The organism is Burkholderia sp. LMU1-1-1.1 (assembly GCF_040675865.1).
Taxonomy (GTDB): Bacteria; Pseudomonadota; Gammaproteobacteria; order Burkholderiales; family Burkholderiaceae_D; genus Rugamonas.
The window spans coordinates 137494-163039 of sequence record NZ_JBEGHG010000010.1 but is presented as its reverse complement, the minus strand read 5'-3'; the positions used below and the strand labels follow the sequence as shown (position 1 = coordinate 163039).

The window sequence follows — 25546 nt, the reverse complement described above, 5'->3', positions numbered from 1 at the left end:
CGCCGGCCGCGGTCCGCGCCCGCCGGCGACCCGGGCCAGCGTGCGTCCGCACTGGCCGGCGCACGCGGGCGACCATGGCATTGCGGTGGCCCACTATGCGATGCTCGACGAGGCCTGGCATGGCGACCGCGACGCGTTCTTACCACGCGCGATGCCGCCGCTGCGCAAGCTGCTGGCCGGCGCGCCGTGCGACGCCGAGGCGGCGCGGGCGGCGGACTGGCCGCTCGGCCCGCAACAGCTGACTTTGCTTTCACGCTGCGCCAGCCTGCTCGGCAGCGCGCCCGAGTACGAAGCCGAATTGCGGCAATGCCGCGAGCTGGCCGCGCATGGCGGCGAGCGTTGCGCGCAGCTGGCGCTGGGCCTGTGGTTCGCGCGCATGGACAGCGACGGCAAGCGGCAAACCAAGGGCATCGCCGCCGTCAACTTCAAGCGGGCGATACGCTGGCTGACCCTGGCGGGCGAGCAGGGCCTGGCCGACGCCTGGTTCGCGTTGTCGCGCATTTACCTGAAGCCGGAATTCTCGCAGCGTTGCGTGGCCGAAGCCCAATCGTATCTGGAGCGGGCGGCGGAAATGGGCCACTGCGGCGCCCAGCTCGAATGCGGCATGTATGCCTGGCGCAACCGCCGCAACGACGAGAACAGCGACGTGCGCGCGGTCTACTGGCTGCAGAAGGCGGCGGCGCAGGGCTGCGACGAGGCGGACGCGGCGTTGGAGCGTATCGCGCAATCGCCCAAGGAGTCGGGCTGGACGGAAAGCATCGCCGGCTGCGTCACGCGCGAGCTGACGGTCAGCCAGCCATTGCTGGCGGCGCGGCTGGAACTGGCGGAGTTGTTTGGATTGAGCCGGGCGGAGGCGCTGCTGCTCGATGTCAAGGCGGCCGACCAGGGGCATTGCCTGGTGGTCGATATCCGCGCCAGTTACGGGCGCAGCAAGCGGCGTTTGATTTTGCTGCGCACCGCGCGCGAGCGGCAGGCGCTGGACCGCATCAGCCGCTTGTTCGACGCGGTCGATGGTGGCCCGGATGGCCCGGAGGGCAATTACCGCCAGCGCCTGTACCGGCTCAAGACGTGGTTGCCGGCGGCGGACGGCGATGATTTGCTGGCCGCGTAGGCTACGATTGGGACTGATGCGTACCTACGGAGACACGTAGGGCGGATTAGGCGGAACGCCGTAATCGGCCATCCACGAGCCGCCGACAACGCATGCATGGCCGATTACGCTGCGCTAATCCGCCCTACGTGTTTCCGCTGCCATTCAGGCATCGCGGCCCGAATCAAATTTCCATCTCGCCTTCGAACACCGTCACCGCCGGGCCGGTCAGCAGCACCGGCTGGCCTTCGCCCGCCCAGCTGATCGACAGCTGCCCGCCGCGCGCATCGACCCGCACCGGACTGTCGAGCAGGCCGCGCGCGATGCCGGCCACCGCCGCCGCGCAGGCGCCGGTGCCGCACGCCAGGGTCTCGCCGACGCCGCGCTCGAACACGCGCAGCTTGATGTGCCCGCGATCGACGATCTGCATGAAGCCGGCGTTGACCCGGTTCGGGAAACGCGGGTGGTGCTCGATCAGCGGACCGGTCAGTTCCACCGGCGCCGCGTCGACGTCGTCGACCACCTGCACCGCGTGCGGATTGCCCATCGACACGACCGAGATCAGCACGCTTTCCTTGGCGCCGGCCAGTTCCAGCACCAGCGGCCACAAGGTGGCGCCGCCCTGGCGTTCACCTTGCAAGCCTTCGGCGTCGAACGGCACGCGCGCAGGATCGAGCACCGGCGGCCCCATGTCCACCGTGATGCTGCCGTCCGCCTCCAGCCGCGGCGCGATCACGCCGGCCTTGGTTTCGACGGTGATGCTGCGCTGGTCGGTCAGCCCTTTTTCCGAGACGAACTTGACGAAGGCGCGCGAGCCGTTGCCGCACTGTTCCACCTCGCCGCCGTCGGCGTTGAAGATGCGGTAGCGGAAATCGCAGCCGGGCTGGGTCGGTTTTTCCACCAGCAGGATCTGGTCGGCGCCGACGCCGAAGCGGCGGTCGCCCAGCAGCTTCCACTGCGCCGCCGTCAGGTCGATCTGCTGGTTGATGCCGTCGATGACCACGAAGTCATTGCCGGCGCCGTGCATTTTGGTGAATTTGAGTTTCATCGTCAGTCTTCTACTTGGAAGTTTGGTAGAGCGAGGGCTCGCCGTTGGGCCGCGTCTTGAAGCGTTTATGCGTCCAGAAATATTCCGACGGCGCCTCGCGCACGCGTTCCTCGATGAACTCGTTCATGCGGCGGGTGGCGGCTACCATGTCGGGACCCGGGTAATTGTCCCACACCGGATAGAACTTCACACGATAACCTTGATAGTCAGGAAGGAAGGTGGCGATCACCGGCATCACCTGGGCGCCGGTGGTGGCGGCGATGCGCGCCGTGGCCGTCAACGTGGCCGCCTGGATGCCGAAGAACGGCACGAATTCGGCATCCTTCTCGCCGAAGTCCATGTCCGGCAGCATGAAGTAGGGCAGCTTGTCGCGCAGCGCCCGCAGGATGGGCTTGATGCCGTCCTGGCGGGTGAACAGCTTGACCGGCTTGAAGCGGGCGCGGCCGGCGCGCAGCACCTTGTCGAAGGCGGTGTTCTTTTGCTGCACATACATCGACGAGGCGCTGGCCACCATCGCGATCGAGGCGCCGGCCACGTCCAGGCAAACGAAGTGCGGGCACAGCAGGATGGTCGGCTGGGCCGTCATCTCTTCCACCGGCACCGGACCGGGCTCGACCCGGATCAGGCGCTTCAGGCGCGCCTCGGAGGCCCACCACAGGATGCCGCGCTCCCACACGCTGCGCGAATACGCCTGGAAATGGCCGCGCGCGATGTCGACCCGCTCGGCCTCGGTCAGTTCCGGCATGCACAGGCGCAGATTGGTCAGCGCGATGTGGCGGCGCGAGCGCAGCGTCATGAACAACAGGCTGCCGGTGAGCTTGCCGACCCGGCCCAGCAACGGCAGCGGCAGCCAGTGCAGCAGCCACATCAATCCCAACAGCAGCTTCATGCCTGGCCTCCCGCCGCGGCCGGCGCGGCGATGCCGGCCGGCACCTTGTAGCGGTTGTAGCTCCAATAATATTGCTCGGGATTGCGGGCGATCAGGCGCTCCATGGCGGCGTTGATGGCGCGCGCCTGCTCGGCGGTGCCGCCGTCGAGCGAGCCGTCGAACGGCACGAAGCGCACCACGAAGCCTTTGCCGCCGGGCAGGCGCTCGGCGTAGGTGACGATGATGGTGGCGTCGCCCATCTGTGCCAGCTTGGCCGGCAGCGTCATGGTGTAGGCGCTGCGGCCGAAGAAATCGGCCCACACGCCTTCGCCCTCTTGCGGCACCTGGTCGGGCAGCACGCCGATCGGCTTGCCTTTCTTAAGGAACTTGGCTAGCATGCGCACGCCCGACATATTGGCCGGCGCCAGCAGCAGGTTCTTGCGCGCGCGCGCGCCCTCGACCAGCGGCTTGAGCGCGGCCTGTTTCGGCGGGCGGTACATCACCATCAGCTCGGTGCGCAGCGCGATTTCCTGCGCGACGATCTCGAAACAGCCCAAGTGTGGCGTCAGGAACACGATCCCGCGTCCCGCGTCCAATTCCGTTTGCACCAGTTCCCAGTTCTCGGCGTTGGCCAGGCGCGACACCCGCTCGGGCGACGCGCACCAGACAAATGGTAGCTCGACGATACTTTTTCCGGCCTCGGCGATGGCCGCCGACAGGTGTTGCGTATAGCCAGCAAGGGCCATGTTCTCGCGCATACGGCGGCGATGCGAGGGGGAACACAGATAAACCAGCCAGCCCAGGGCGGCGCCCACCGCGTGCAGCAGCGGCAGCGGGAAAATGGATAAAAAGCGGAAAAGATAAACAAGCATGAAGTTAAATCGTCAATATCAAGGAGAGTCCGGCTGCTATTGCTCTAGCCAAAAATTTTTTAAGAAGCGTAAAATACCACGTATGCAGTAACCGCTGAGTTAACAGACAACTTGCGAAGCGGAATATAAATATCGCTAAAGCGTCGCAAGCCGTATTGGGTGAGCGACAACCATTCTCAACCAGTATCAGGAGCTTGCGATGTCAAACGATTATCTTTTCACTTCCGAATCCGTCTCGGAAGGCCATCCGGACAAGGTCGCCGACCAAATCTCGGACGCCATTCTGGACGCCATCCTCGAGCAGGACCCGAAGGCCCGCGTCGCCGCCGAAACGCTGTGCAACACCGGCCTGGTCGTGCTGGCCGGCGAGATCACCACGCACGCCAACGTTGATTATATTCAAGTCGCGCGCGAAACCATCAAGCGCATCGGCTACGACAACACCGACTACGGCATCGACTACCGCGGTTGCGCGGTGCTGGTGGCCTACGACAAGCAGTCGCCGGACATCGCCCAGGGCGTCGACGAGGGCGCCGGTATCGACCTCGATCAGGGCGCCGGCGACCAGGGCCTGATGTTCGGCTACGCCTGCGACGAGACGGCCGAGCTGATGCCGGCCGCCATCCACTACGCGCACCGCCTGGTCGAGCGCCAGTCGCAGCTGCGCAAGGACGGCCGCCTGCCATGGCTGCGTCCGGATGCCAAATCGCAAGTCACGCTGCGCTACGTCAACGGCCGTCCGGTCGCGGTCGACACGGTCGTGCTGTCGACGCAGCACGCGCCGGAAATGCAGCACAAGCAGATCGAAGAGGCGGTGATCGAGGAGATCATCAAGCAGGTGCTGCCGCGCGAATGGCTGGTCGACACCAAATACCTGGTCAACCCGACCGGCCGCTTCGTCATCGGCGGCCCGCAGGGCGACTGCGGCCTGACCGGCCGCAAGATCATCGTCGACACCTACGGCGGCGCCAGCCCGCACGGCGGCGGCGCGTTCTCCGGCAAGGATCCTACGAAAGTGGACCGTTCGGCCGCCTACGCCGCGCGTTACGTCGCCAAGAACGTCGTCGCCGCCGGCCTGGCGCGCCAATGCCAGGTGCAGGTCAGCTACGCCATCGGCGTGGCGCGTCCGATCAACATCACGGTGTACACGGAAGGCACGGGCGTCATCCCCGACGACAAGATCGCCGCGTTGGTGATGGAGCACTTCGACCTGCGTCCGAAAGGCATCGTCCAGATGCTCGACCTGCTGCGTCCGATCTACGCCAAGACCGCCGCCTACGGCCACTTCGGCCGCGAAGAGCCGGAATTCACGTGGGAGCGCACCGACAAGGCCGCGATCCTGCGCGACGCCGCCGGCCTGAAATAAAGCAACTCCGGGTCGGGCCCACCGGTGGTGGTCCCGACCCGGAGTTGAGTGTTGCTTGAACCTCTGTTGACCCAGCTTATTTGGCGCGGCGGCTGTGCTGCGCGCCAAGGTGGTGCTAAAATGCACCTTCCGAGGAGCGCTGCGACGAATTCATTTTTGCCAGGCTCGGAATCTGCAACCGCGCTCACGTTACTTTTTTCTAACATGAAAGGAGGGCGTGATGAACGCCGTACTCAAATCCGCACAAGACTACCTGGTCGCCGATATTTCCCTGGCTTCCTGGGGTGACAAAGAAATCCGCATCGCCGAAACCGAAATGCCCGGCCTGATGGCCATCCGCGAGGAATTCGCCGCCGCCCAGCCGCTCAAGGGCGCGCGCATCACCGGTTCGCTGCACATGACCATCCAGACCGCCGTGCTGATCCAGACGCTCGAAGCGCTGGGCGCCAAGGTCCGCTGGGCCTCGTGCAACATCTATTCGACCCAGGACCACGCCGCCGCCGCCATCGCCGCCGCCGGCACCCCGGTGTTCGCCATCAAGGGCGAAACGCTGGACGAATACTGGGACTACACCCACCGCATCTTCGAGTGGCCGGCCGACGCCGCCGGCAACGCGGTCTACTCGAACATGATCCTCGACGATGGTGGCGACGCCACGTTGCTGCTGCACCTGGGCGCACGCGCCGAGAAAGACATCTCGGTGCTGGCTTCGCCGAGCTCGGAAGAAGAGATCTGCCTGTTCAACGCCATCAAGGCCCACCTGGCGATCGACCCGGCCTGGTATTCCAAGCGTCTGCCGCAGATCATGGGCGTGACCGAGGAAACCACCACCGGCGTGCACCGCCTGTACCAGATGCACAAGGAAGGCAAGCTGGCCTTCCCGGCGATTAACGTCAACGACTCCGTCACCAAGTCGAAGTTCGACAACCTGTACGGCTGCCGCGAGTCGCTGGTCGACGGCATCAAGCGCGCCACCGACGTCATGATCGCCGGCAAGGTCGCCGTCATCGCCGGCTATGGCGACGTCGGCAAGGGCTCGGCCCAGGCCATGCGCGCGCTGTCGGCCCAGGTGTGGGTCACCGAAATCGATCCGATCTGCGCGCTGCAGGCGGCGATGGAAGGCTACCGCGTCGTGACCATGGACTACGCCGCCGAACACGGCGACATCTTCGTCACTTGCACCGGCAACTATCACATCCTGACCGAGCAGCACATGCTGGCCATGAAGGACCAGGCCATCGTCTGCAACATCGGCCACTTCGACAACGAGATCGACGTCGCCGCGCTCAAGAAGTACACCTGGGAAAATATCAAGCCGCAAGTCGACCACGTGATCTTCCCGTCGGGCAAGCGCATCATCCTGCTGGCCGAAGGCCGCCTGGTGAACCTGGGTTGCGGCACCGGCCATCCGTCGTACGTGATGAGCTCGTCGTTCGCGAACCAGACCATCGCCCAGATCGAACTGTTCGCCAACACCGACAAGTACCCGGTCGGCGTCTACGTGCTGCCGAAGCACCTGGACGAGAAAGTGGCGCGTCTGCAGTTGAAGAAACTGAACGCCCAGCTGACCGTGCTGACCGAAGAGCAAGCGGCCTACATCGGCGTGACGCAGGAAGGTCCGTACAAGCCGGACCACTACCGTTATTAATCTGACGGTGTGAGGCGGGGCCGGCGTCTGTTGCCGGCCCTGTTTTTATTCAGCAAATTTTTGCAGCGAGACTTAGTTATGCGTTTGGTCCTTACCTGGTTAATCAATGCGGTTGCCCTGCTGGCAATTCCTTACCTGATGCATTCTGTCGATGTCACAAGCATAGGCGCAGCCCTCGTCGCGGCTCTCGTACTGGGCCTGGTAAATACGCTGATCCGCCCCGTGTTGTTGCTGTTGACCCTGCCCGTGACCATGCTGTCGCTGGGACTGTTTATCTTTGTCATCAACGGCTTCATGTTCTGGCTGGTGGCGCAATTCGTCGACGGTTTCCACGTCGACAGCTTCCTGTCGGCGATCGGCGGCGCACTGTTGTACAGCGTGATTTCCTGGGCTCTGTCTACCTTACTTTTGAAGAACTCAGATGGCTAATCATAATTTCAGTATCGAATTCTTTCCGCCCAAGACGGCGGAAGGGGCGGAAAAGCTGCGCGTCACGCGCGCCAAGCTGTCCGAACTGAAACCCAAGTATTTCTCCGTGACCTTCGGCGCCGGCGGCAGCACGCAGCGCGGCACGCTGGACACGGTGGTCGAGATCCTGGCCGCCGGCGAGGACGCCGCGCCGCACCTGTCATGCGTGGGCGGCACGCGCGAGTCGATCCGCGCCATCCTGGCCGAATTCAAGTCGCACAACATCAAGCGCATCGTCGCGCTGCGCGGCGACCTGCCGAGCGGCTACGGCGCGTCCGGCGAATTCCGCTACGCCAACGAGCTGGTGGAGTTCATCCGCCAGGAGACCGGCGAATGGTTTCACATCGAAGTGGCGGCCTATCCCGAGGTGCACCCGCAGGCCAAGTCGCCGCAGGACGACCTGCTGGCGTTCGAGCGCAAGGTGAAGGCCGGCGCCAACGCCGCCATCACGCAGTATTTCTACAACGCCGACGCCTACTTCCAGTTCGTCGACCAGACCAGCAAGATGGGCATCGATGTCCCTATCGTGGCCGGCATCATGCCGATCACGAACTACACGCAGCTGATGCGCTTCTCCGACATGTGCGGCGCCGAGATCCCGCGCTGGGTGCGATTGAAGCTGGCCAGCTACGGCGACGACACCGCCTCGATCAAGGCCTTCGGACTGGATGTGGTCACGCAGCTGTGCGAACGCCTGCTGGCCGGCGGCGCGCCGGGGCTGCACTTCTACAGCATGAACCAGGCCGCGGCGACCACCGCGCTGTGGCAACGGCTGGTGTAACAGCTGGCGGGCCACCCCGACCCGCAAACCGACGCGGGTGGGGGGTCGTACCCCTCGGGGTACGACCCCTGTGGCCGCATTGCGGGTTACACGCCCGCGATCTCGGTGACGATGCGGTCCAGCGCCACATCGTGCGCGTCGCCGTCGAACCTCACCTCCAGGCAGCTGTAGGCGATGCCCACCGTCTCCGGGCGCGGCGCCCGCGCCAGCGTTCGGTCGTAAAACCCCCCGCCATAGCCCAATCGATAACCATCCGGGTTGTATCCCAGGCAAGGCACCAGCAACGCCGGCGGATACGCCGCGTCGAGCCGCAGATCCGCCGGCACCGCCACCCCCATCGCGTCCTTGACCATCGCCTCGCCGATGCGCCAGTCCGCGAATTCCAGCGCCGCGTGTTTTTCCACCACCACCGGCAGCAGCAGCCGCGCGCCCAGGCGCTCCAGCGCCACGTAGGCTGCCTGCAGATCCGGTTCGTCGCGCAGCGGCCAGTACACGCCCAGCGCCGCCGGCCGCGCCGCGCGCCACCACGCGATCACCCGTTCACCGATGGCGTGGTCCCACGCCGCCCGCGTGGCCGGATCGAGCGCGCGCCGCGCGGTCAGCAACTGCTTGCGCAAATCGGCCTTTTGCATAGCGGCCGGGGCTATTCGTTCGATCTCGGCACGTGGTATTCTAGGGTCGCTGGTCATCGATTCATCGCCGGTCGTAGTTTCGGTTGTCGCTTCATACACTGCTTAAAGAGAGTTGCACATTGATTTCCGCTTCGAAATGGATTGCCGGCGTCGTCGTCGTGGCCTGGGTTGCGTTCAACCCGTCGTATATGTCGCTGGCCCACGCCGAGGATATCGGCGCCGAGACCAAGCGGCAGGACGATGCCTTCCTGCTGATGCGCGACGCGGTGCGCCAGGACGACGCGGCCAAGGTGGATTTCTACGCCGCCCGCCTCGCCAATTACTCCATTCCCTCGTATGTCGATTATTATCGGCTCAAATCGCGCCTGAAGGACGTCCCCTACGCGGAAATCCGCGATTTCATGAAGCGCTACGAAGGCCAGGCCATCGTCGACCGCCTGCGCAACGACTGGCTGCTGGACCTGGGCCGCAAGCGCGACTGGGCCACCTTCGACGAGCAGCTGCCGCTGTTCGTGCTCAACGACGACACCCAGGTCAAATGCTACGCGCTGCAATCGCGCGCGCTCAAGGGCCAGAAAGTGGCCGACGAGGCGCGCGCGCTGCTGACCTCCCCGGGCGTCTACGGCGAACCGTGCGCGGGCCTGATCGCCACCCTGTTCCAGACCGGCCAGTTCGACGCCAACGACCTGTATGAACAACTGCGCCTGTCCGGCGAATTCAACGCCACCGGCCAGGCGCGCCGCATCGTCGCCCTGCTGGGCGGGCCGGAGAAGAAGGCGGTGCAGGCGGTCGACACGCCGGCCCTGGCGCTGGCCAAGGGGCCGGGCAGCGGCCGCACCGAGCATGAGATCTACGTGGTGGCCGTCGGCCGCATGGCCAAGACCAGCGTCAAGCTGGCGGCGCTGGCGCTGGAAAAGGCCTCGTCCCAACTCACGCCGCTGGAACGGCAGGAAGGCTGGGCGGCGATCGCGCTGCAATCGTCTTATTCGCTGGCCGACGACACCGCCGATTACTGGCGCCGTTCGAACGGCGCCAAGCTGTCCATCGACCAGATCCAGTGGAAAACCCGCATCGCGCTGCGCGCCGGCGACTGGCGCCAGGTCAAGGCCAATATCCAGGCGATGCCGGCCTCGCTGCGCGACGACCCGGCCTGGATCTACTGGATGGGCCGCGCGCTGATGGCCGAAGCCGGCGTGACCAACCACCCGAGCGGCGAGGCCGAGCGGCTGTTCCGCAGCATCTCGGACCAGCCGAATTTCTACGGCCAGCTGGCGCTGGAGGAAACCGGCAGCCTCATTACCATCCCGCTGCCGGGATTGCCGATCACCCCCGCCGAGATCGCGGCGATCGCCACCAATCCCAATTTCCAGCGTTCGCTCAAGTTCTTCGGCATGCGCCTGCGCTTCGAGGGCACGCGCGAATGGAACTGGGGCCTGCGTGGCCTGGACGAACGCGGCTACCTGGCCGCCGCCGAATTCGCGCGCCAGAACGAGATCCTCGACCGCATGGTCAATACCTCCGACCGCACCCGCATCCAGGTCGACTACACGCAGCGCTTCCCGTCGCCGCACCACGACGTGATGCATCCGGCGACGCAGACGCTGGGCCTCGACAAGGCCTGGGTGTATGGCTTGATGCGGCAGGAATCGCGCTTCATCCTCGGCGCGCAATCGCACGTGGGGGCGTCCGGCCTGATGCAGGTGATGCCGTCGACCGCGCGCTGGGTGGCCAAGAAACTGGGCCTGACCGACTTCGCGCAGGACATGCTGACCGACGTGCGCACCAACATCATGCTGGGCACGAACTACCTGAACATGGTGCTCGGGAACATGGACGGCTCCGAGGTGCTGGCCACGGCCGCCTACAACGCCGGGCCGGGACGCTCGCGCCGCTGGCGCGCCACCCTGACCAAGCCGATCGACAGCGCCATCTTCATCGAGACCATCCCGTTCCACGAGACGCGCACCTACGTCAAGAACGTGATGTCGAACGCCACCTACTACGCGGCCCTGTTCGAGGGCCGTCCGCAGTCGCTGAAGGCGCGCATCGGCACCGTCGCGCCGCGCTCCTACACCCCCGAGGAAGAGCAGGAATCGAGCTACGGCTCGCGTTGACCACACCATCATTACGGACGCATCATGCAGACCACCAAACTTGATCCCAGCCTGTCGAATACCCTGGCCGCCGCGCGCGAGCCGGGCCTGACGCTCATTATCGGCAACAAGAATTATTCGTCGTGGTCGATGCGGCCCTGGGTGGCGATGACAGCGTTCGGCATCCCGTTCCAGGAGGTTCGCGTTCTGCTCGACCAGGACGACACCGCCAACCGCATCTGCGGCTATTCGGCCAGCGGCCGGGTGCCGGTGCTGCTGGCCGGCGAGATGACGATCTGGGACAGCCTGGCCATCTGCGAGTATCTGGCCGAGCAGTTCCAGGAGCTGCACCTGTGGCCGCGCGACGTGGCCGCGCGCGCGATGGCGCGCTCGGTTTGCGCCGAGATGCACGCCGGCTTCGCCGACCTGCGCAAGTCGATGTCGATGAATATCCGCGCCAGCTTCCCCGGCAAGGGCCGCACCAACGGCTCGCAGGCCGACATCGGCCGCATCAGCGAGATCTGGGAGGAGTGCCTGTCGCGCTTCGGCCACCACCAGTTCCTGTTCGGCGACTTCTCGATCGCCGACGCCTACTACGCGCCGGTGGTGATGCGCTTCCGCACCTACGGCGTGTCGCTGGCGCCGGCGCTGGACGCCTACTGCCAGCGCGTGCTGGCGCATCCGGCCGTGGCGCGCTGGGTGGCCGAGGCGCTGGCCGAGACCGAAACGGCGCCCAAGCACGACGCCGAAATGCCGGACTGACGATGATGCGGATTTATGTAGTCGGCGGCGCCGTGCGCGACGAGTTGCTTGGCCTGCCGGTCAAGGACCACGACCACGTGGTGGTCGGCGCCACGCCCGACGACATGCTGGCCCAGGGCTTCCGCCCGGTCGGCAAGGACTTCCCTGTGTTCCTGCACCCGAAGACGCAGGAGGAATACGCGCTGGCCCGCACCGAGCGCAAGACCGCGCCCGGCTACAAGGGCTTCGTGTTCCACACCTCGCCCGACGTCACGCTGGAGGAGGATTTGATCCGGCGCGACCTGACCATCAACGCCATCGCCCGCGCCGACGACGGCACCCTGACCGATCCCTTCGGCGGCCGCCGCGATATCGAGCAACGCGTGTTCCGCCACGTCTCCGACGCCTTCGCCGAGGACCCGGTGCGCATCCTGCGCGTGGCCCGCTTCGCCGCGCGCTACAGCGACTTCCGCGTGGCGCCGGAAACCAATGCGCTGATGCGGCAAATGACGGAGCAGGGCGAGGTCGACGCGCTGGTGCCGGAACGCGTGTGGCAGGAGTTGTCGCGCGGGCTGATGGAGGACAAGCCGTCGCGCATGCTCGAGGTGCTGCGCGATTGCGGCGCGCTGGCGCGCATCCTGCCGGAGCTCGACGTGTTGTGGGGCGTGCCGCAGCCGGAGAAGTGGCATCCGGAGATCGACACCGGCGTCCACATCCTGCAGGTGATCGATTGCGCGGCGCGGGCGGGGCTGGAGCTGCCGACGCGCTTCGCCTGCCTGATGCACGACCTGGGCAAGGGCGTGACGCCGCCGGCCACCTGGCCGGCGCACCACGGCCACGAGGAACTGGGCGTCAAACTGGTCGAGCAGGTGTGCAAGCGCCTCAAGGTGCCGACCGAGTGCCGCGACCTGGCCGTGATGACCGCGCGCGAACATGGCAACGTCGGCCGCGCGCTGCAGCTGCGGCCCAACACCATCGTCAAGCTGCTGGAGCGCTGCGATGCCTTCCGCAAGCCGGCGCGCTTTTCGCAGATGCTGCTGGCGACCGAGTGCGATTCGCGCGGCCGCACCGGACCCACGGCCAGCTATCGCGACGCGCCGTTCCCGCAGCTGGCGCATCTGGAGGCGGCCATGGCGGCCGCGCGCGGCGTCAACGCCGGCGAGATCGCCCAGGCCAGCGCCGCCAACCCGCAGCGGATACCGGAGTTCGTGCACCGCGCGCGGGTGACGGCCGTTGCGGCGGCGTTGAAGGTGGAAGAATGAACTCCATCGATCTGTTCCAGAATCCGCTGCGCCGCTGGGGCAGGCACAAAGACGGCAAACACCGTCCGACGGTGCTCGTCAAGGCGCTGCAGGAGCGCGACCGCCGGCGCATGGTCAGGCACTTCCTCGAACTCGAAAGCAGCGACCGGCTGCTGCGCTTCGGCACCATGCTGCCCGACGAACAGGTCGAGAGGTATGTCAACAACATCGATTTTTCGCGCGACATGGTGTTCGGCGTGTACAACCGGCTGTTTAAACTGGTGGCGGTCGGCCACCTGGCGTTCGCGCCGCGCGACGAGTCCAGGAGCGCCGTCACCGAGAAGGAGCGGGTGGCCGAATTCGGCGTTTCGGTCAGCAAGAGCGCGCGCGGCATGGGCGTCGGCTCCAAGCTGTTCGAGCGCGCCGCCATCCACTGCCGCAACAGCGACGTCGACACCTTATATATGCACTGCCTGTCGTCCAACAAGACGATGATGCACATCGCGAAAAAAGCCGGCATGGAGATCCATCGCGACTACGGCGAGGCGGACGCCTATCTCAAACTGCCACTGGCCAATCCGGCCAGCGTGCTGCAGGAGGCGCTGGACGAGCAATTCGCCACGCTGGACTACACCCTCAAGGCGAACAAGCGCTTCGCCACCAAATGGCTCGGTCGTTTGACCGGTCGAAAATAAATCGCAATTTCTATCACTATAGTTAGAACCTTTACCGGCTGGCCTGGAATGAACGGTCAGACAAGATACGCAAACCGGTAACCAGGCTTCCCAACGTGCCGCTGATTTCCTCACTTCTGCCCATGCCATGGGCGGCGGACGCCTTGTGCGGCGCCCAGTTGCGGGCGCCCGACCTGGGTGTTTGCCTGCGGCTGCTGGTGCTTTCGCCGCTACTGGAGGAGTGCGTGGTCCGCGCCGGCCTGCAGGAGTGGCTGATACGGCGCTCGACCCGGCGGGACGGCCTTGGGTGGGCCTGGCCGGTGCTGGTGTCGACGGCCGCTTTCGGCCTTCTGCACCTGGGTTCCGGCTGGCAGGCCGCCGTCGCGGTGCTGCTACCGGGACTGGCGCTGGCGCTGCTCTACCAGCGCACCCGCAACTGGTGGTGGTGCGCGCTGATGCACAGCGCGTTCAATGCCTTTGCTATCTCTGTCTGCGGTTTATAGATCTATTTGGATCAATTTCAAGATCAACTTCAGGAGAGTGGCATGACAGGTTTAACGTGGGAATTCCGGCTGCGGCACGCGGCGGCGGCGGCGCTGCTATTGGGACTGGCTTCGCAATCGGCGAACGCGCAAAACGCATTGAACGGCCGGAACCTGTATCAGAACGGTCCTGTCGGCGGCGGCGGCACCTGCGTCGCCTGTCATGGTCCTAGTCCGGCCAACAATGTCAGTAACATCCAGCGCGCCGCCAATCAGCCGTCCGTCATTGCCGCCGCCATCGCCCGCAACGCTGGTGGCGGCATGGGCCAGTTCGCCGGCCGCTTCAGCTCCGCCGAACTGGCGGACATCGCAGCCTACATCGGCAATCCGACCGTGACGGCGTCGCCGGCGGCCTCGCTGGCGCCGGCCAGCCTGGCCTTCAGCGGCACCAGCATCGGCCAGACTAGCGCTCCACTGAGCACCACCTTGAGCAGCACCGGCAGCGCCGCGCTCAATATCGGCAACATCTCGCTGGGCGGCGCGGCGGCCGGCGACTACAGCCTGGCCGGCGGCACCTGCGCCAACGGCGCGGCCATCGCGGCCGGCGCCAACTGCACCGTGCAGGTCAGCTTCCGTCCCACCGTGGCCGGCGCGCGCGCCGCCACCCTGACCATCACCCACAACGCCACCGGCGGCAGCAGCACCGTGGCCCTGAGCGGCACCGGCAACGCCACGCCGCAGGCGACGATCGCCTTGTCGGCGCCGAGCATCGACTTCGGCGCGCAATTGACCGGCGCCGCGTCGGCCGTCTCCACGATCAATGTCACCAATAGCGGCCAGGCGCCGCTGACCTTCAGCTCCATCGCCGTCGGCGGCGCCAACGCCAACATCTTCACGCTCGGCGGCACCTGCGCGGCGGCGACGCCATTGCCGGCCAACGCCAGCTGCACCGTCACGGTACAGGCCACGCCCACCGCCGCCGGCGCCTTCGCCGCCAGCCTGACCTTGGCCTCCAACGCCGCCAACGGCGCCGCCACAGTGGGCCTGTCCGGCACCGCTTCGGCCGCCGCGCCGGCGCTGACGGCCACGCCGTCCGCGCTGGCCTTCGGCCTGCGCACGATCAGCTCCCCGGCCACGTCGCAGACGGTGGTGCTGGCCAATACCGGTAACGTCGCCGTCGCCCTTACGCGCGTCGCGCTGACCGGCTCCAGCACCTTCTCCATCGCCGGCAGCGACTGCGGCGCCACCCTGGCCGTCGGCGCCAGCTGCTCGGTACCGGTGCGCTTCGCGCCGACGGCCGACGGCGCGGTGACTTCGACCCTGGGCGTGACCTCCAATGCGCCAGCGGTGCAAGTGGCCATCACCGGCAGCGGCACCACGCAATCGGTCGGCATTCCGGTGCTGTCCGAAACCGGTCCGATCACCTTCGCCGATACGCAAGTGGGCGCCAGCGCGGCGGTGCACACCACGACCTTGAACAACGCCGGCAGCGCGGCGGTGCGCATCTCGACCCTGACCGTGGGCGGCGCTCAGCCTGGCGACTTCGTCACCGGCGGCACCTGCGCGGCCAACGGCACCGTCAGCGCCGGCGCCAGCTGCACCATCACCACGGCCTTCCGTCCGACGGCCGCCGGCGCCCGTAGCGCAAGCCTGCAACTGACGACCGACGCCGGCACCCAGTTCTCGCTGCCACTCAGCGGCAACGGCGTGGCGGTCGCGGTCAGCGCTCCTTCGCTGGGGCTCAATCCGCAAAGCTTCGACTTCGGCGCCGTCACCATCGGCGCTACCGCACCGACCCGCCGCTTCACGCTGACCAACAGCGGTTCGGCGCCGCTGACCCTGGCCAGCGCCGCCTTCAGCGGCCCGTTCGCCGCCGTCGCCGACAGCACCGGCTGCGCCGCCTTCCCGTTCACGCTGCAACCCGGCGCCACCTGCGACCTGGTGGTGCGCTACACCCCGGTCAACGCCGGCGGTAACAGCGGCAATGTCGTGATCCAGTCGAACGTGGCCGGCAGCAGCTGGACCATCGCCTTGAACGGCCAGGCCAACGCCGCCCCGTCCAACGCCGCGCCGCAGAACGCCGGTGGCGGCGGATGCTCGGCCTCGCAAAGCGTCAACGATCCGATGCTGGCATTGCTGGCCATGCTGTCGCTCGGCGTGATCGTGTGGCGCCGCCGTCGTAGCGGCAGCAGCCGTGGCGATCAAAACTAACCTGGAGCCATTATGAAAATCAAAGCTATATCGATATTGCTGGCCGCCGCGCTGGGCGCATCGTCCGCGTTCGCGCTGGAGAAGGGCGCCGCCGCGCCGCAGTTCGACTTGCAGGGCATGGACGGCGCGGTCCAGCTGGCGAAGTTGACCGGCAAGGTGGTGTACGTGGACTTCTGGGCCTCGTGGTGCGGCCCGTGCCGCCAGTCCTTCCCGTGGATGAACGAGATGCAGGCCAAGTACGGCTCGCGTGGATTGCAGATCGTCGGCGTCAACGTCGACGCCAAGAGCGAGGACGCCAAGACCTTCCTGGCGACCACGCCGGCCAAGTTCACCATCGCCTTCGATCCCAAGGGCGCCACGCCGCGCCAGTACGGCATCAAGGGCATGCCGAGCAGCGTGTTGATCGGGCCTGACGGCAAGGTCCTGCTGGAGCATTCGGGCTTCCGCGACGCCGACCGCGCCGAGCTGGAAGCGAAGATCCAATCCGCACTGGGAGCCGCCAAATGAAAACCCTGATCGCCCTGGCGCTGGCCGCCAGCCTGTCCGGCTGCGCCTCGTTCGGCAATGTCCAGCCGTGGGAAAAAGGCACGCTGGCCAAGCCCGAGATGACTTTCAACGACGGCGGATTGTTCAGCCGTTACGACGACCATATCTACACCAGCCGCGAGTCCTCGTCGGGCGGCGCCGGTGTCGGTGGTGGCGGCTGCGGTTGCAACTGAAATGGAATCCCCTATGACGAGCAAAGAAATCACAGTTCCCGACGACGGCCAGCCGTCGATGTCCCCGTCCTCGGCGACGTCGCTGGCGGGTTCGATCCTGGCGGCGGCATTGCTGCTGCCGGGAGTGCAGGCCCACGCCGAGGCGCCGCCGACCAATGGCGTGATCAGTATCGGCTATCTTGACTACCGCGAAAGCCAGTCCGACATGGACCGTATCCGCGTGCACGCGCCGTCGGTGTCCATCATGGCGCCGGTGGCCGGCGTCTGGAGCATCAGCGCCTCGGCGGTGACCGACGACGTGTCGGGCGCGTCGCCGCGCTACCACACGGCCGTCTCCGGCGCCTCGCGCATGAGCGACGACCGCAAGGCAGGCGACGTCTCGCTCAAGCGCTACCTCGATCGCGGCAGCGTGTCGGTCGGCGCCAGCTATTCGACCGAGCATGACTACGTGTCGCGCGCGCTGTCGCTGCAGGGCACCTTCGAGAGCGAGGACCGCAACACGACGTGGTCGGCGGGATTCGGCCGCGCCAACGACGAGATCAATTCCACCGGCGGCGCCGTCGTCGGCGAGAAGAAGAACACCACCAATCTGCTGGTCGGCGTGACGCAGGTGCTGACCAAGAACGACGTGGTGCAACTGACCCTGGCGCACGACCGGGGCCGTGGCTTCTTCTCCGATCCGTACAAGGCCTTCGACAACCGCCCCCGCAGCCGCAACGAGAGCACCGTGCTGGCGCGCTGGAACCACCATGTCGAATCGACCGGGGGCATCAGCCGCACCTCCTACCGCTACTACCGCGACAGCTTCGGCGTGCGCGGGCATACGCTGTCGCAGGAATATGTGCAGCCGCTGTCGCAGGGCTGGACCGTGACGCCGGAAGTGCGCCTCTACACGCAGAGCGCGGCGGACTTCTACTACGATCCGGTCTACGATCCGGTGTTCGGTACGCCGTTCCCGCCGGGCTTCAACGGCGCCAATCCGGGCTTCTCGTCGGCCGACCAGCGCCTGTCGGGCTTTGGCGCGGTGACCGTGGGGCTCAAGGTCAGCAAGCAGATCGACAAGCTGTGGTCGGTGGACGTCAAGGCCTCGGCCTACCAGCAGCGCGGCAGCTGGCGCGCGTTCCATTCCGGCAGCCCGGGGCTCGAGACGCTGCGCGCGCAGACCTTCCAGATCGCGGTCAACCGGCAATGGTAGACGCGATCCACCGCACCGCGTTCGACGCGATGGCCAGCCGCTGCGAGATCCGGCTGGCCGCGCCCGACGCCCACACGGCCGAACTGCTGTCGCGGCAGGCCGTGGCGGAGGTACGGAGGATCGAAGAGAAGTATTCGCGCTACCGGCCCGACAGCATCGTCTCGCGGATCAACGCTGCGGCGGGCAGGGAGACGGTCGCCTGCGACAAGGAGACCATGGCGCTGATGTCCTACGCCGCCGCGTTGCACGGCGCCAGCGAGGGCCTGTTCGACATCACCTCCGGCGTGCTGCGCAAGGCCTGGGATTTCCGCCGGCCGAGCGTGCCGAAGGCGGAGGTGCTGGAGCCCTTGCTGGCGCTGGTCGGCTGGGACAAGGTGGCCTGCGAGGGGGAGGAGGTCTATCTGCGCCAGGCCGGCATGGAGGTCGATTTCGGCGGCTTCGGCAAGGAGTACGCGGCCGACCGCGCGGCGGCGTTGCTGATCGAGGCCGGCGTGCGGCACGGGTATGTGAACCTGGGCGGCGACATGCGCTTCATCGGCCCCCGGCTGGACGGGCGCCCGTGGAGCATCGGCATACAGGACCCACGCGATCCCGACGCGGTGGTCGCCAGTATTCCGATCAGCCAGGGCGCGCTGGCGACAAGCGGCGACTACGAGCGTTATTTTGAACTGGATGGGCAGCGTTACTGCCACATCCTCGATCCGCGCACCGGCATGCCGGTGCGGCACTGGCGCTCTGTGAGCGTGATGGCGCCGATGGCGATAGCGGCCGGCAGTTGTTCGACGATCGCCATGCTGAAGCAGCAGGGCGGGCTCAATTTTCTGAACGCCTCCGACATGGGTTATTTGACCGTCGATGATCAGGGGCAGATGTTGTATAGGGATATCTCATGAAACGACAAAAATGGATGGTACGTTTGCAGATGCTGGCGACGATGCTGGTGGCGCTGATCGCGCTGTTTGCAGGCAGCCAGGTGCGGGCGGGCGATTTTCTCGAGCCTGACCAGGCCTTCAAGCTGAGCGCCGAGTCGCTCGACGCCAGGACCGTGCGGCTGACGTGGAAGATCGCCAAGGACTACCACTTGTACCGCGATCGCCTGAGCTTCAACGCCGCCGACGGCGCGCAGGTGACGGCGCCGGTGCTGCCGAACGGCATACGCAAGTTCGACACCAATTTCAACAAGGAGATGGAAACCTACCAGGACACGCTGGTGGTCGATCTGCCGGTGACGGCCAAGGAGCCGTACACGCTGCTGGTCGGTTACCAGGGCTGCGCGGACGCCGGCCTGTGTTATTCGCCGGCGGAGCAGAGCTACCGCGTCGACCCGAGGAAGCCCGGCAAGCTGACACCGATCGACCCGGCCGCCCTGGCCGCGACCAGCGCAGCGGCTCCTGCCGCCGCCGCTGCATCCGCCTCGGCGACCACGCCGGCCGCCGCGCCGGAGGATGACAGCTCGCTGGCCCAGCGCACGCTGCAAAGCGGCAGCGCCTGGCGCATCGGCCTGGCCTTCCTGGTCTTCGGCCTGCTGCTCTCGTTCACGCCATGCGTGCTGCCGATGGTGCCGATCCTGTCGTCGATCATCGTCGGCGAAGGCAATGTCTCGCGTGGCCGTGGCTTCATGCTGGCGCTGGCGTACAGCCTTGGCATGGCGCTGGTCTACACCTCGCTCGGCGTGGGCGCCGGCCTGGCCGGGGAGGGGCTGGCCGCCGCGCTGCAAAAGCCATGGGTGCTGCTGACGTTCGGCGCCTTGCTGTTCACGCTGGCGTTGTCGATGTTCGACGTCTACCAGCTGCAACTGCCGAGTAGCCTGCAAAGCCGCCTGAGCTCCACCAGCGGCAATATGGGCGGTGGCAAATTCGCCGGCGTGTTCGTCATGGGCGCCCTGTCGGCGCTGATCGTCGGCCCGTGCGTGGCCGGTCCGCTGGCCGGCGCGCTGCTCTATATCAGCCAGACGCGCAACGTCTGGACCGGTGGCTGGGCGCTGTTCTCGATGGCGGTCGGCATGAGCGTGCCGCTGCTGCTCACGGGTATCTCGGCCGGCAGCTTGCTGCCGCGCGCCGGCGCCTGGATGAACGGCGTCAAGAAGCTTTTCGGCCTGTTGCTGATCGCGGTCGCCATCTGGATGGTCACGCCGGTGTTCTCGGTCACGGTGATGATGGTCATGTGGGGCGTGTTCGCGCTGCTGTGCGCCATGTTCCTGCACGTGTTCGACGGCATTCCGAAGGGCGCGGGGTTGGGCGCCTATGTCGGCAAGACGCTGGGCCTGGCCTTCCTGCTGGTCGGCCTGTTCGAACTGACCGGGGCGGCCAGCGCCGGGCGCGACGTGCTGCAGCCGCTGGGCCACCTGACCGTCGCCCGCGCCGAGGGTGGCGCCGGTGGTGGCGCAGCGGCCGGCGGCGAGGCGCACTTCACGCGCATCAAGACGGTGGCCGAACTGGATCAGATCCTGGCCACCAGCACCAAGCCGGTGATGCTGGACTTCTACGCCGACTGGTGCGTGGCCTGCAAGGAGATGGAGCGGTTCACGTTCTCCAAGCCCGCCGTCAACGGCAAGATGAAGGACGTGCTGCTGCTGCAGGTGGACGTCACCGCCAACAACGCCGACGACAAGGCGCTGATGAAGCGTTTCGGCTTGTTTGGGCCACCTGGCCTGATTTTCTTCAACGACGGCAAAGAGATTCCGAACAGCCGCATCATCGGCTTCCTGGCCGCCGAGCCGTTCCTGCAGCACTTGAACCGCCACTTCACTTCGTGAAGTTCATCATGTAACCCGCACAGCGCGTAATCCGCGCTGTGTATTTTGCTGACGGGCCGATATGAACGCCAGAGCGGCGTTTACGCCAAAGGCCTGCCGGCAGGACATGCGCGCAGCAGGCCATCAGCTGTCCCTCCCGGAATACCCACATCCGAACAGCTTCGAAGTTCACGGTTCGTCCAGCGCTGCCTAAAGTATCTTTTTGTAGTGCTGTGAACCTAAAATTCAGTTCACGCGCAAATAGCGTAAAATCCACTTTTCAATCATAAACACGATGTCGTGACGATGGCTTCGCTTGTTTCGTCGCTGTCTTTCAGTACGCGTGTTCTGCTGACAAAATAACCGCGTGTAGCATCAGCTACGCTTTTTGGCAAATAACGGTTATGTCCAGTCCAAGGTGAAGAACGCTAAGTCAAAATGCGCTATGTCTTTAAGCCTTCACTCATACCGATTGCAGTCACCAGAGAAATCTCTTGCTTACGATTTTCCGACCTCATGGTCGCGGGCATATCGTAAAATTCAACTAATTTCCACGTATAGAATTCGATGTTAACAACAAAAGCAAATACGGTAGACGTTCTCTCAAAAAAAACGCATTGGACAACGCCCCAGTACGCCGGGATGTTCATCCTGTTCGCTAGCGTTGCTTTCGTAGTATTACTACCGCACTGGGGTTTGACAGTAGAGGACTCGCTCGCCTATTTTAATACCGCGCGCTACCTCAGGGGCGAAGTGGCTTTTAGCGACTTGCGCGCGCCGTTCCCATATCGCGTACTTATTCCTGCCCTTGCGGCCTATATGCCAGGGGACTTACGCGACACCTTCGCTGGGATTAATTGGATGTCCATAACGATTGCAGCCGCTGCAATGGCTCTCGTTGTTGATCGCGTCGGAGGAAGTCGCAAACAGGCTGTTTTCGCTGGGCTATTGCTTATAGTTTCTGTGCCGACATTTTGGTATGGTTCTTATTTGCTTACTGACCCCGGCGCAATCTGCGGGCGGGCGTTGTTTGTCTTGGGTGTGGTCACCGGGCAGCCATGGCTTGCTTTAGGCGCGGGGCTGGGGGCGACCGCTGTCAGGGAGGAAAATATTCTCCTTATATTATGGTTACTGGTGAATCGCCGCGTTTCTATTTTTCCCGGACTCGCTGTATTAGGCGCCGCAATAGGGTGGCTGCTCTTTGTCCGATGGCATTTATTTAGTGGGTTACCTCGGTATGTTTGGCTCCCTAGTCTGGACACTGTTTGGACGGCACTTCACGACGTTCGCGCGATGTTGTCTGTTGCCAGTGCGGCTGTCATAGTCGTTCCGTTGGCGGCCTTCGGGATGCGCCATAGCCCTGTTAGGCTAACTCCGCTTAAGAGCATTCTCGTTTTAATGGCACTGCCACCACTCTACGCCGCACTTTCGGTGAGGATAGATGGACGAGCAATCTGGAGCCTGTATCCGTTCCTGATTCCATTTGCTGTTTATGCTATCAGCCCACGTGCAAGCGCAGCATCTAGTAATAATTGCTAGCGTTAGCTGTCTCGTGGCCTTCAGTCAGAGCTTATGCTGAAAATTGGAGAGTCGCTAAGCGGTCATGCGCTGATCGGTTTGATATGGCCAAATTTCTTTTGCGCTGCCACGAAAATAAATCCGCATGTAGCTACGTGCAAACTCTTCTGAATAAAAAATATGCAAGAATCGACGGTAAAAAACACCGGAGCGGCGAGCGGCGCTATGTTGATGGTGCGTGCCATGCGTCCGAGGCAGTGGCTCAAAAATTTGTTGATATTCGTTCCCGTGCTTACCGCTCACTCAGCCGACTTGAGATCGTGGCGCGCTTGCGTAATTGCATTTGTCGCGTTTTGCCTTTGTGCGTCAAGTGCTTATCTTCTTAACGACGTGCTGGATATACGCCACGATCGCTTACATCCCCGAAAGAGAATGCGGCCCATCGCAGCCGGAACGATCTCCCGGGCCAGCGCGCTGTGCTGCAGTCTTCTGCTGGGCGCCGCTGGCGTGATGGTTGCGGCCGGAGGAGGCATTTCTTTGCTAAAAGTTGTTTGCTTCTACTTTATCTTGACCGTCTTATATTCGTTTTACTTGAAAAAAGTATTATTGATTGATGTAGCTATGCTGGCTGGCCTATACACGATTCGGATCATAGGTGGATCAGCCGCAACGGAGATCCAGCTTTCTTTTTGGTTGCTGTCTTATTCGTTCTTCCTCTTTTTATCGCTAGCGCTACTAAAGCGCCACAATGAGCTTGTACGTCTTAAAGAAGAAAACTTGCTCACTGTGCCGGGGAGGGGATACTTACCCGCAGATAGTACCCCTGTCGCCATTTTTGGCATCAGCTCAGGGGTCATCTCTGCTTTAGTGTTGATGCTTTACTACAATTCCGGAGACGTGGCTAAGTTATATCCGTCGCCGCTTCCATTATTTTTTGTGGTGCCGCTTTTTTTCATATGGATAGCAAGGCTATGGTTGTTATCTTTCCGTATGCAGATTGACGAAGATCCTCTATTACACGTCAGTACGGACCCTGCCAGTATCACCATTATCCTGATATGCATTGGACTGGCCGGGTTGGCTACATTGTAGTTAGCTAGCCACCATGCGGGACTCCCATGCCGATGGATGCGTGGACTGCAAGGCCGACGACAAGGCGCTGACGAGGCGTTTAGGCTTGTTCGGGCCATCTGGCCTGATTTTCTTCAACGACGGCAAAGAGATTTCGAACAGCCGCATCATCGGCTTCCTGGCGGCCGAGCCGTTGCTGCAGCACTTGAACCGCCACTTCGCGAGTTAGTCGAGCCGCCGACGGAGCATGGCGGATTACGCTTCGCTAATCCGCCCTACGTGTTTTAATGGCCTGTCGAAATAGCGGCATATGTTCCGGCCTACACCAGCGGCAGCGCGGTCGTGTCCTTGATGCGCTGCAGGGCGAAGCTCGATTTCACGTCCAGCACCGCCGGGTGGCGCAGCAGGGTCGCCATCATGAAGCGCGAGAAGTGGTCCATGTCCTCAACGTGCACGCGCAGCAGGTAATCCATCTCCCCCGTCATCGCATAGCAGGCCACCACCTCCGGCCACTGCTCCACCGACACCGCGAAGTCGGCGCGCGGCGAGGCCGGCGCGTTTTGCGCGCCCAGCGCGCGCGCGTTGCTGTGCGCGGCCGCGTCGCTGTGCTTCTCCAGCCTTACATTCACATACGCCAGCAGCCCCAGGCCAATCTTGTCCGGGTCCAGCAGCGCCACGTACTGGCGGATCACGCCCGCTTCCTCCAGCCGCTTGATGCGGCGCAGGCACGGCGACGGCGACAGGGCGACCAGCTCGGCCACATCCTGGTTCGACAGCCGGCCGTCGGCCTGCAATATGGACAGAATCTTACGGTCGGTTTTATCCAGCGCAATTTTGGTCATAAATCCCTCGATAATTCAGTGTTGAGGCAATATTATTGCGCAAAATGGCCGTGGGCGGGAATTGTTTGCAATTTAATGCCCGGTGCGCGGGACTATACTGGCGCTATTCTAACGAGGAGACACGCATGCAATTCCAGCCTTGGGACAACCCGATGGGAACCGACGGTTTCGAGTTCGTCGAATACGCCGCCCCCGATCCGAAAGCGCTCGGCGCGCTGTTCGAGCGCATGGGCTTCACCGCCATCGCCCGCCATCGTCACAAGGATGTGACGCTCTACCGCCAGGGCGGCATCAACTTCATCATCAACGCCGAGCAGGACTCGTTCGCCCAACGCTTCGCGCGCCACCACGGTCCGTCCGTGTGCGCGATCGCCATCCGCGTGCAGGACGCGGCGGCCGCCTACAAGCGCGCGCTGGACCTGGGCGCCTGGGGCTTCGACAACAAGACCGGCCCGATGGAGCTGAACATCCCCGCCATCAAGGGCGTGGGCGACTCGCTGATCTATCTGGTCGACCGCTGGCGCGGCAAAAACAGTGGCGAGCAGGGCGCCATCGGCGACATCAGCATCTACGACGTCGACTTCGTCGCCATCCCCGGCGCGGACGCCAACCCGGTCGGCAATGGGCTGACCTATATCGACCACCTGACCAACAACGTCCATCGCGGCCGCATGAAGGAATGGGCGGACTTCTACGAGAAGATGTTCAACTTCCGCGAGGTGCGCTACTTCGACATCGAGGGCAAGCTGACCGGGCTGAAATCGAAGGCCATGACCTCCCCGTGCGGCAAGGTGCGCATTCCGATCAACGAATCGTCGGACGACAAATCGCAGATCGCCGAGTACCTCGACGAATACCATGGCGAGGGCATCCAGCACATCGCGTTGGGCACCGACGACATCTACACGTCGATCGAGAAAATGAAGACGACCGGCATCGCCTTCCAGGACACCATCGAGACTTACTATGAGCTGGTCAACCGCCGCCTGCCGGGCCATGGCGAGCGCCTGGAAGACCTGCGCCGCCTGCGCATCCTGATCGACGGCCATAGCAACGAGAACGAGCGCGAACTGCTGCTGCAGATCTTCACGCAGAACGTGATCGGCCCGATCTTCTTCGAGATCATCCAGCGCAAGGGCGACCAGGGCTTCGGCGAGGGTAACTTCCGGGCGTTGTTCGAATCGATCGAATTGGATCAGATTAAGCGCGGTGTGCTGCAAGACCCGGGCAAAACGCCAGCTTAAGGCATATA

25 protein-coding genes and 1 riboswitch are annotated in these 25546 nt (G+C 64.3%); of the genes, 20 read left to right on the top strand and 5 right to left on the bottom strand.

Translation table 11 applies throughout. The features are described from left to right. Positions 1-1111: tetratricopeptide repeat protein (locus MRBLMU1_RS11100; protein WP_363500966.1), on the top strand; the 1111-nt coding region annotated here is incomplete at its 5' end. 163 nt (positions 1112-1274) lie between these two features. Here the strand turns inward: MRBLMU1_RS11100 and dapF are convergent. Genes dapF through MRBLMU1_RS11085 form a run of 3 tightly spaced genes read right to left on the bottom strand, consistent with a single transcriptional unit; the run spans position 1275 to position 3878 of the window. Beyond that, positions 1275-2138 carry a diaminopimelate epimerase gene (gene dapF / locus MRBLMU1_RS11095; protein WP_363500963.1) on the bottom strand — a complete coding sequence of 288 codons (864 nt, stop codon included), beginning with the start codon at positions 2136-2138 and terminating at the stop codon, positions 1275-1277. 10 nt (positions 2139-2148) lie between these two features. Continuing rightward, entirely contained in the window at positions 2149-3027 is an 879-nt protein-coding gene (locus MRBLMU1_RS11090; RefSeq protein ID WP_363500960.1) for a lipid A biosynthesis acyltransferase, read from the bottom strand. Further along, positions 3024-3878 (bottom strand): lysophospholipid acyltransferase family protein, encoded by an 855-nt coding sequence (locus MRBLMU1_RS11085; protein ID WP_363500957.1) that lies wholly within the window; start codon positions 3876-3878, stop codon positions 3024-3026. Before MRBLMU1_RS11085 ends, MRBLMU1_RS11090 begins: the two co-directional genes overlap by 4 nt. Before the next feature lie 199 nt (positions 3879-4077). Between MRBLMU1_RS11085 and metK the strand changes: the two genes are divergently transcribed. The 4 genes from metK (at position 4078) to metF (ending at position 8141) form a co-directional block, all read left to right on the top strand. Further along, positions 4078-5244, top strand: a complete 1167-nt coding sequence (gene metK / locus MRBLMU1_RS11080; protein WP_315220344.1) for a methionine adenosyltransferase — start codon at positions 4078-4080, stop codon at positions 5242-5244. A 125-nt stretch (positions 5245-5369) separates the two neighbouring features. Beyond that, a riboswitch (S-adenosyl-L-homocysteine riboswitch) is annotated at positions 5370-5437 on the top strand. A gap of 27 nt (positions 5438-5464) precedes the next feature. Further along, positions 5465-6892, top strand: coding sequence for an adenosylhomocysteinase (gene ahcY, locus MRBLMU1_RS11075; protein WP_363500954.1), 1428 nt, complete (start codon positions 5465-5467; stop codon positions 6890-6892). 78 nt (positions 6893-6970) lie between these two features. Further along, entirely contained in the window at positions 6971-7321 is a 351-nt protein-coding gene (locus MRBLMU1_RS11070) for a phage holin family protein (RefSeq protein WP_363500951.1), read from the top strand. Beyond that, positions 7314-8141 (top strand): methylenetetrahydrofolate reductase [NAD(P)H], encoded by an 828-nt coding sequence (gene metF, locus MRBLMU1_RS11065; protein ID WP_363500948.1) that lies wholly within the window; start codon positions 7314-7316, stop codon positions 8139-8141. Before MRBLMU1_RS11070 ends, metF begins: the two co-directional genes overlap by 8 nt. 86 nt (positions 8142-8227) lie before the next feature. Here metF and MRBLMU1_RS11060 read toward each other — a convergent pair whose 3' ends face one another. Then, positions 8228-8773 (bottom strand): 5-formyltetrahydrofolate cyclo-ligase, encoded by a 546-nt coding sequence (locus MRBLMU1_RS11060; RefSeq protein WP_363500945.1) that lies wholly within the window; start codon positions 8771-8773, stop codon positions 8228-8230. A gap of 119 nt (positions 8774-8892) precedes the next feature. Between MRBLMU1_RS11060 and MRBLMU1_RS11055 the strand changes: the two genes are divergently transcribed. The 14 genes from MRBLMU1_RS11055 to MRBLMU1_RS10990 all read left to right on the top strand — a co-directional run bounded on the left by MRBLMU1_RS11055 (position 8893) and on the right by MRBLMU1_RS10990 (position 23681). Continuing rightward, on the top strand, positions 8893-10887 hold the full coding sequence (locus MRBLMU1_RS11055; protein ID WP_363500942.1) for a lytic transglycosylase domain-containing protein: 1995 nt from the start codon (positions 8893-8895) through the stop codon (positions 10885-10887). Positions 10888-10911: 24 nt separating this feature from the next. Then, positions 10912-11628: a glutathione S-transferase family protein gene (locus MRBLMU1_RS11050; protein WP_363500939.1), complete on the top strand. Its 717-nt coding sequence runs from the start codon at positions 10912-10914 to the stop codon at positions 11626-11628. Positions 11629-11633: 5 nt separating this feature from the next. Continuing rightward, on the top strand, positions 11634-12869 hold the full coding sequence (locus MRBLMU1_RS11045) for a multifunctional CCA addition/repair protein (RefSeq protein ID WP_363500983.1): 1236 nt from the start codon (positions 11634-11636) through the stop codon (positions 12867-12869). Further along, entirely contained in the window at positions 12866-13543 is a 678-nt protein-coding gene (locus MRBLMU1_RS11040; RefSeq protein WP_363500936.1) for a GNAT family N-acetyltransferase, read from the top strand. The genes MRBLMU1_RS11045 and MRBLMU1_RS11040 overlap by 4 nt, the downstream gene beginning before the upstream one ends. Positions 13544-13665: 122 nt before the next feature. Beyond that, positions 13666-14025: a JDVT-CTERM system glutamic-type intramembrane protease MrtJ gene (gene mrtJ / locus MRBLMU1_RS11035; RefSeq protein ID WP_363500933.1), complete on the top strand. Its 360-nt coding sequence runs from the start codon at positions 13666-13668 to the stop codon at positions 14023-14025. 42 nt (positions 14026-14067) lie between these two features. Then, positions 14068-16215: a choice-of-anchor D domain-containing protein gene (locus tag MRBLMU1_RS11030; RefSeq protein ID WP_363500930.1), complete on the top strand. Its 2148-nt coding sequence runs from the start codon at positions 14068-14070 to the stop codon at positions 16213-16215. A 12-nt stretch (positions 16216-16227) separates the two neighbouring features. Then, positions 16228-16722, top strand: coding sequence for a TlpA family protein disulfide reductase (locus MRBLMU1_RS11025; RefSeq protein ID WP_363500927.1), 495 nt, complete (start codon positions 16228-16230; stop codon positions 16720-16722). Continuing rightward, positions 16719-16934 carry a DUF4266 domain-containing protein gene (locus MRBLMU1_RS11020; protein WP_090325633.1) on the top strand — a complete coding sequence of 72 codons (216 nt, stop codon included), beginning with the start codon at positions 16719-16721 and terminating at the stop codon, positions 16932-16934. The genes MRBLMU1_RS11025 and MRBLMU1_RS11020 overlap by 4 nt, the downstream gene beginning before the upstream one ends. A gap of 13 nt (positions 16935-16947) precedes the next feature. Further along, entirely contained in the window at positions 16948-18129 is a 1182-nt protein-coding gene (locus MRBLMU1_RS11015; RefSeq protein WP_363500924.1) for a DUF3570 domain-containing protein, read from the top strand. Continuing rightward, positions 18123-19022 carry an FAD:protein FMN transferase gene (locus MRBLMU1_RS11010; protein WP_363500921.1) on the top strand — a complete coding sequence of 300 codons (900 nt, stop codon included), beginning with the start codon at positions 18123-18125 and terminating at the stop codon, positions 19020-19022. The genes MRBLMU1_RS11015 and MRBLMU1_RS11010 overlap by 7 nt, the downstream gene beginning before the upstream one ends. After that, positions 19019-20884 (top strand): protein-disulfide reductase DsbD, encoded by a 1866-nt coding sequence (gene dsbD, locus MRBLMU1_RS11005; protein WP_363500918.1) that lies wholly within the window; start codon positions 19019-19021, stop codon positions 20882-20884. The genes MRBLMU1_RS11010 and dsbD overlap by 4 nt, the downstream gene beginning before the upstream one ends. Positions 20885-21430: 546 nt before the next feature. Next, a complete protein-coding gene (locus tag MRBLMU1_RS11000) occupies positions 21431-22402 on the top strand; it encodes a hypothetical protein (protein ID WP_363500915.1) in 972 nt (323 codons plus the stop codon). A gap of 159 nt (positions 22403-22561) precedes the next feature. Continuing rightward, on the top strand, positions 22562-23473 hold the full coding sequence (locus MRBLMU1_RS10995; protein ID WP_363500912.1) for a UbiA family prenyltransferase: 912 nt from the start codon (positions 22562-22564) through the stop codon (positions 23471-23473). A gap of 13 nt (positions 23474-23486) precedes the next feature. Further along, complete coding sequence (locus MRBLMU1_RS10990) at positions 23487-23681, top strand: hypothetical protein (RefSeq protein ID WP_363500909.1); 195 nt, start codon at positions 23487-23489, stop codon at positions 23679-23681. Positions 23682-23772: 91 nt separating this feature from the next. Here the strand turns inward: MRBLMU1_RS10990 and MRBLMU1_RS10985 are convergent, their stop codons facing one another. Continuing rightward, the gene (locus MRBLMU1_RS10985; protein ID WP_090325644.1) at positions 23773-24294 is read right to left on the bottom strand and encodes an Lrp/AsnC family transcriptional regulator; all 522 of its coding nucleotides are present in this window, start codon (positions 24292-24294) and stop codon (positions 23773-23775) included. Positions 24295-24419: 125 nt separating this feature from the next. Here MRBLMU1_RS10985 and hppD point away from each other — a divergent pair, with 125 nt between their 5' ends. Then, positions 24420-25538: a 4-hydroxyphenylpyruvate dioxygenase gene (gene hppD / locus MRBLMU1_RS10980; RefSeq protein ID WP_363500905.1), complete on the top strand. Its 1119-nt coding sequence runs from the start codon at positions 24420-24422 to the stop codon at positions 25536-25538. Positions 25539-25546 lie beyond the last annotated feature (8 nt).

What these genes read in the sequence shown, in the direction of transcription:
- dsbD (WP_363500918.1), top strand. Translation starts at nt 19,019, where the DNA reads ATGAAACGACAAAAATGGATGGTACGTTTGCAGATGCTGGCGACGATG.
- MRBLMU1_RS11025 (WP_363500927.1), top strand. Translation starts at nt 16,228, where the DNA reads ATGAAAATCAAAGCTATATCGATATTGCTGGCCGCCGCGCTGGGCGCA.
- MRBLMU1_RS11000 (WP_363500915.1), top strand. Translation starts at nt 21,431, where the DNA reads ATGTTAACAACAAAAGCAAATACGGTAGACGTTCTCTCAAAAAAAACG.
- MRBLMU1_RS11070 (WP_363500951.1), top strand. Translation starts at nt 6,971, where the DNA reads ATGCGTTTGGTCCTTACCTGGTTAATCAATGCGGTTGCCCTGCTGGCA.
- MRBLMU1_RS11010 (WP_363500921.1), top strand. Translation starts at nt 18,123, where the DNA reads ATGGTAGACGCGATCCACCGCACCGCGTTCGACGCGATGGCCAGCCGC.
- MRBLMU1_RS10990 (WP_363500909.1), top strand. Translation starts at nt 23,487, where the DNA reads ATGCGGGACTCCCATGCCGATGGATGCGTGGACTGCAAGGCCGACGAC.
- metK (WP_315220344.1), top strand. Translation starts at nt 4,078, where the DNA reads ATGTCAAACGATTATCTTTTCACTTCCGAATCCGTCTCGGAAGGCCAT.
- MRBLMU1_RS10995 (WP_363500912.1), top strand. Translation starts at nt 22,562, where the DNA reads ATGCAAGAATCGACGGTAAAAAACACCGGAGCGGCGAGCGGCGCTATG.
- MRBLMU1_RS11015 (WP_363500924.1), top strand. Translation starts at nt 16,948, where the DNA reads ATGACGAGCAAAGAAATCACAGTTCCCGACGACGGCCAGCCGTCGATG.
- metF (WP_363500948.1), top strand. Translation starts at nt 7,314, where the DNA reads ATGGCTAATCATAATTTCAGTATCGAATTCTTTCCGCCCAAGACGGCG.
- MRBLMU1_RS11060 (WP_363500945.1), bottom strand. Translation starts at nt 8,773, where the DNA reads ATGCAAAAGGCCGATTTGCGCAAGCAGTTGCTGACCGCGCGGCGCGCG.
- MRBLMU1_RS11045 (WP_363500983.1), top strand. Translation starts at nt 11,634, where the DNA reads ATGCGGATTTATGTAGTCGGCGGCGCCGTGCGCGACGAGTTGCTTGGC.
- ahcY (WP_363500954.1), top strand. Translation starts at nt 5,465, where the DNA reads ATGAACGCCGTACTCAAATCCGCACAAGACTACCTGGTCGCCGATATT.
- hppD (WP_363500905.1), top strand. Translation starts at nt 24,420, where the DNA reads ATGCAATTCCAGCCTTGGGACAACCCGATGGGAACCGACGGTTTCGAG.
- dapF (WP_363500963.1), bottom strand. Translation starts at nt 2,138, where the DNA reads ATGAAACTCAAATTCACCAAAATGCACGGCGCCGGCAATGACTTCGTG.
- MRBLMU1_RS11040 (WP_363500936.1), top strand. Translation starts at nt 12,866, where the DNA reads ATGAACTCCATCGATCTGTTCCAGAATCCGCTGCGCCGCTGGGGCAGG.
- MRBLMU1_RS11030 (WP_363500930.1), top strand. Translation starts at nt 14,068, where the DNA reads ATGACAGGTTTAACGTGGGAATTCCGGCTGCGGCACGCGGCGGCGGCG.
- MRBLMU1_RS11020 (WP_090325633.1), top strand. Translation starts at nt 16,719, where the DNA reads ATGAAAACCCTGATCGCCCTGGCGCTGGCCGCCAGCCTGTCCGGCTGC.
- MRBLMU1_RS11085 (WP_363500957.1), bottom strand. Translation starts at nt 3,878, where the DNA reads ATGCTTGTTTATCTTTTCCGCTTTTTATCCATTTTCCCGCTGCCGCTG.
- mrtJ (WP_363500933.1), top strand. Translation starts at nt 13,666, where the DNA reads ATGCCATGGGCGGCGGACGCCTTGTGCGGCGCCCAGTTGCGGGCGCCC.
- MRBLMU1_RS10985 (WP_090325644.1), bottom strand. Translation starts at nt 24,294, where the DNA reads ATGACCAAAATTGCGCTGGATAAAACCGACCGTAAGATTCTGTCCATA.
- MRBLMU1_RS11050 (WP_363500939.1), top strand. Translation starts at nt 10,912, where the DNA reads ATGCAGACCACCAAACTTGATCCCAGCCTGTCGAATACCCTGGCCGCC.
- MRBLMU1_RS11090 (WP_363500960.1), bottom strand. Translation starts at nt 3,027, where the DNA reads ATGAAGCTGCTGTTGGGATTGATGTGGCTGCTGCACTGGCTGCCGCTG.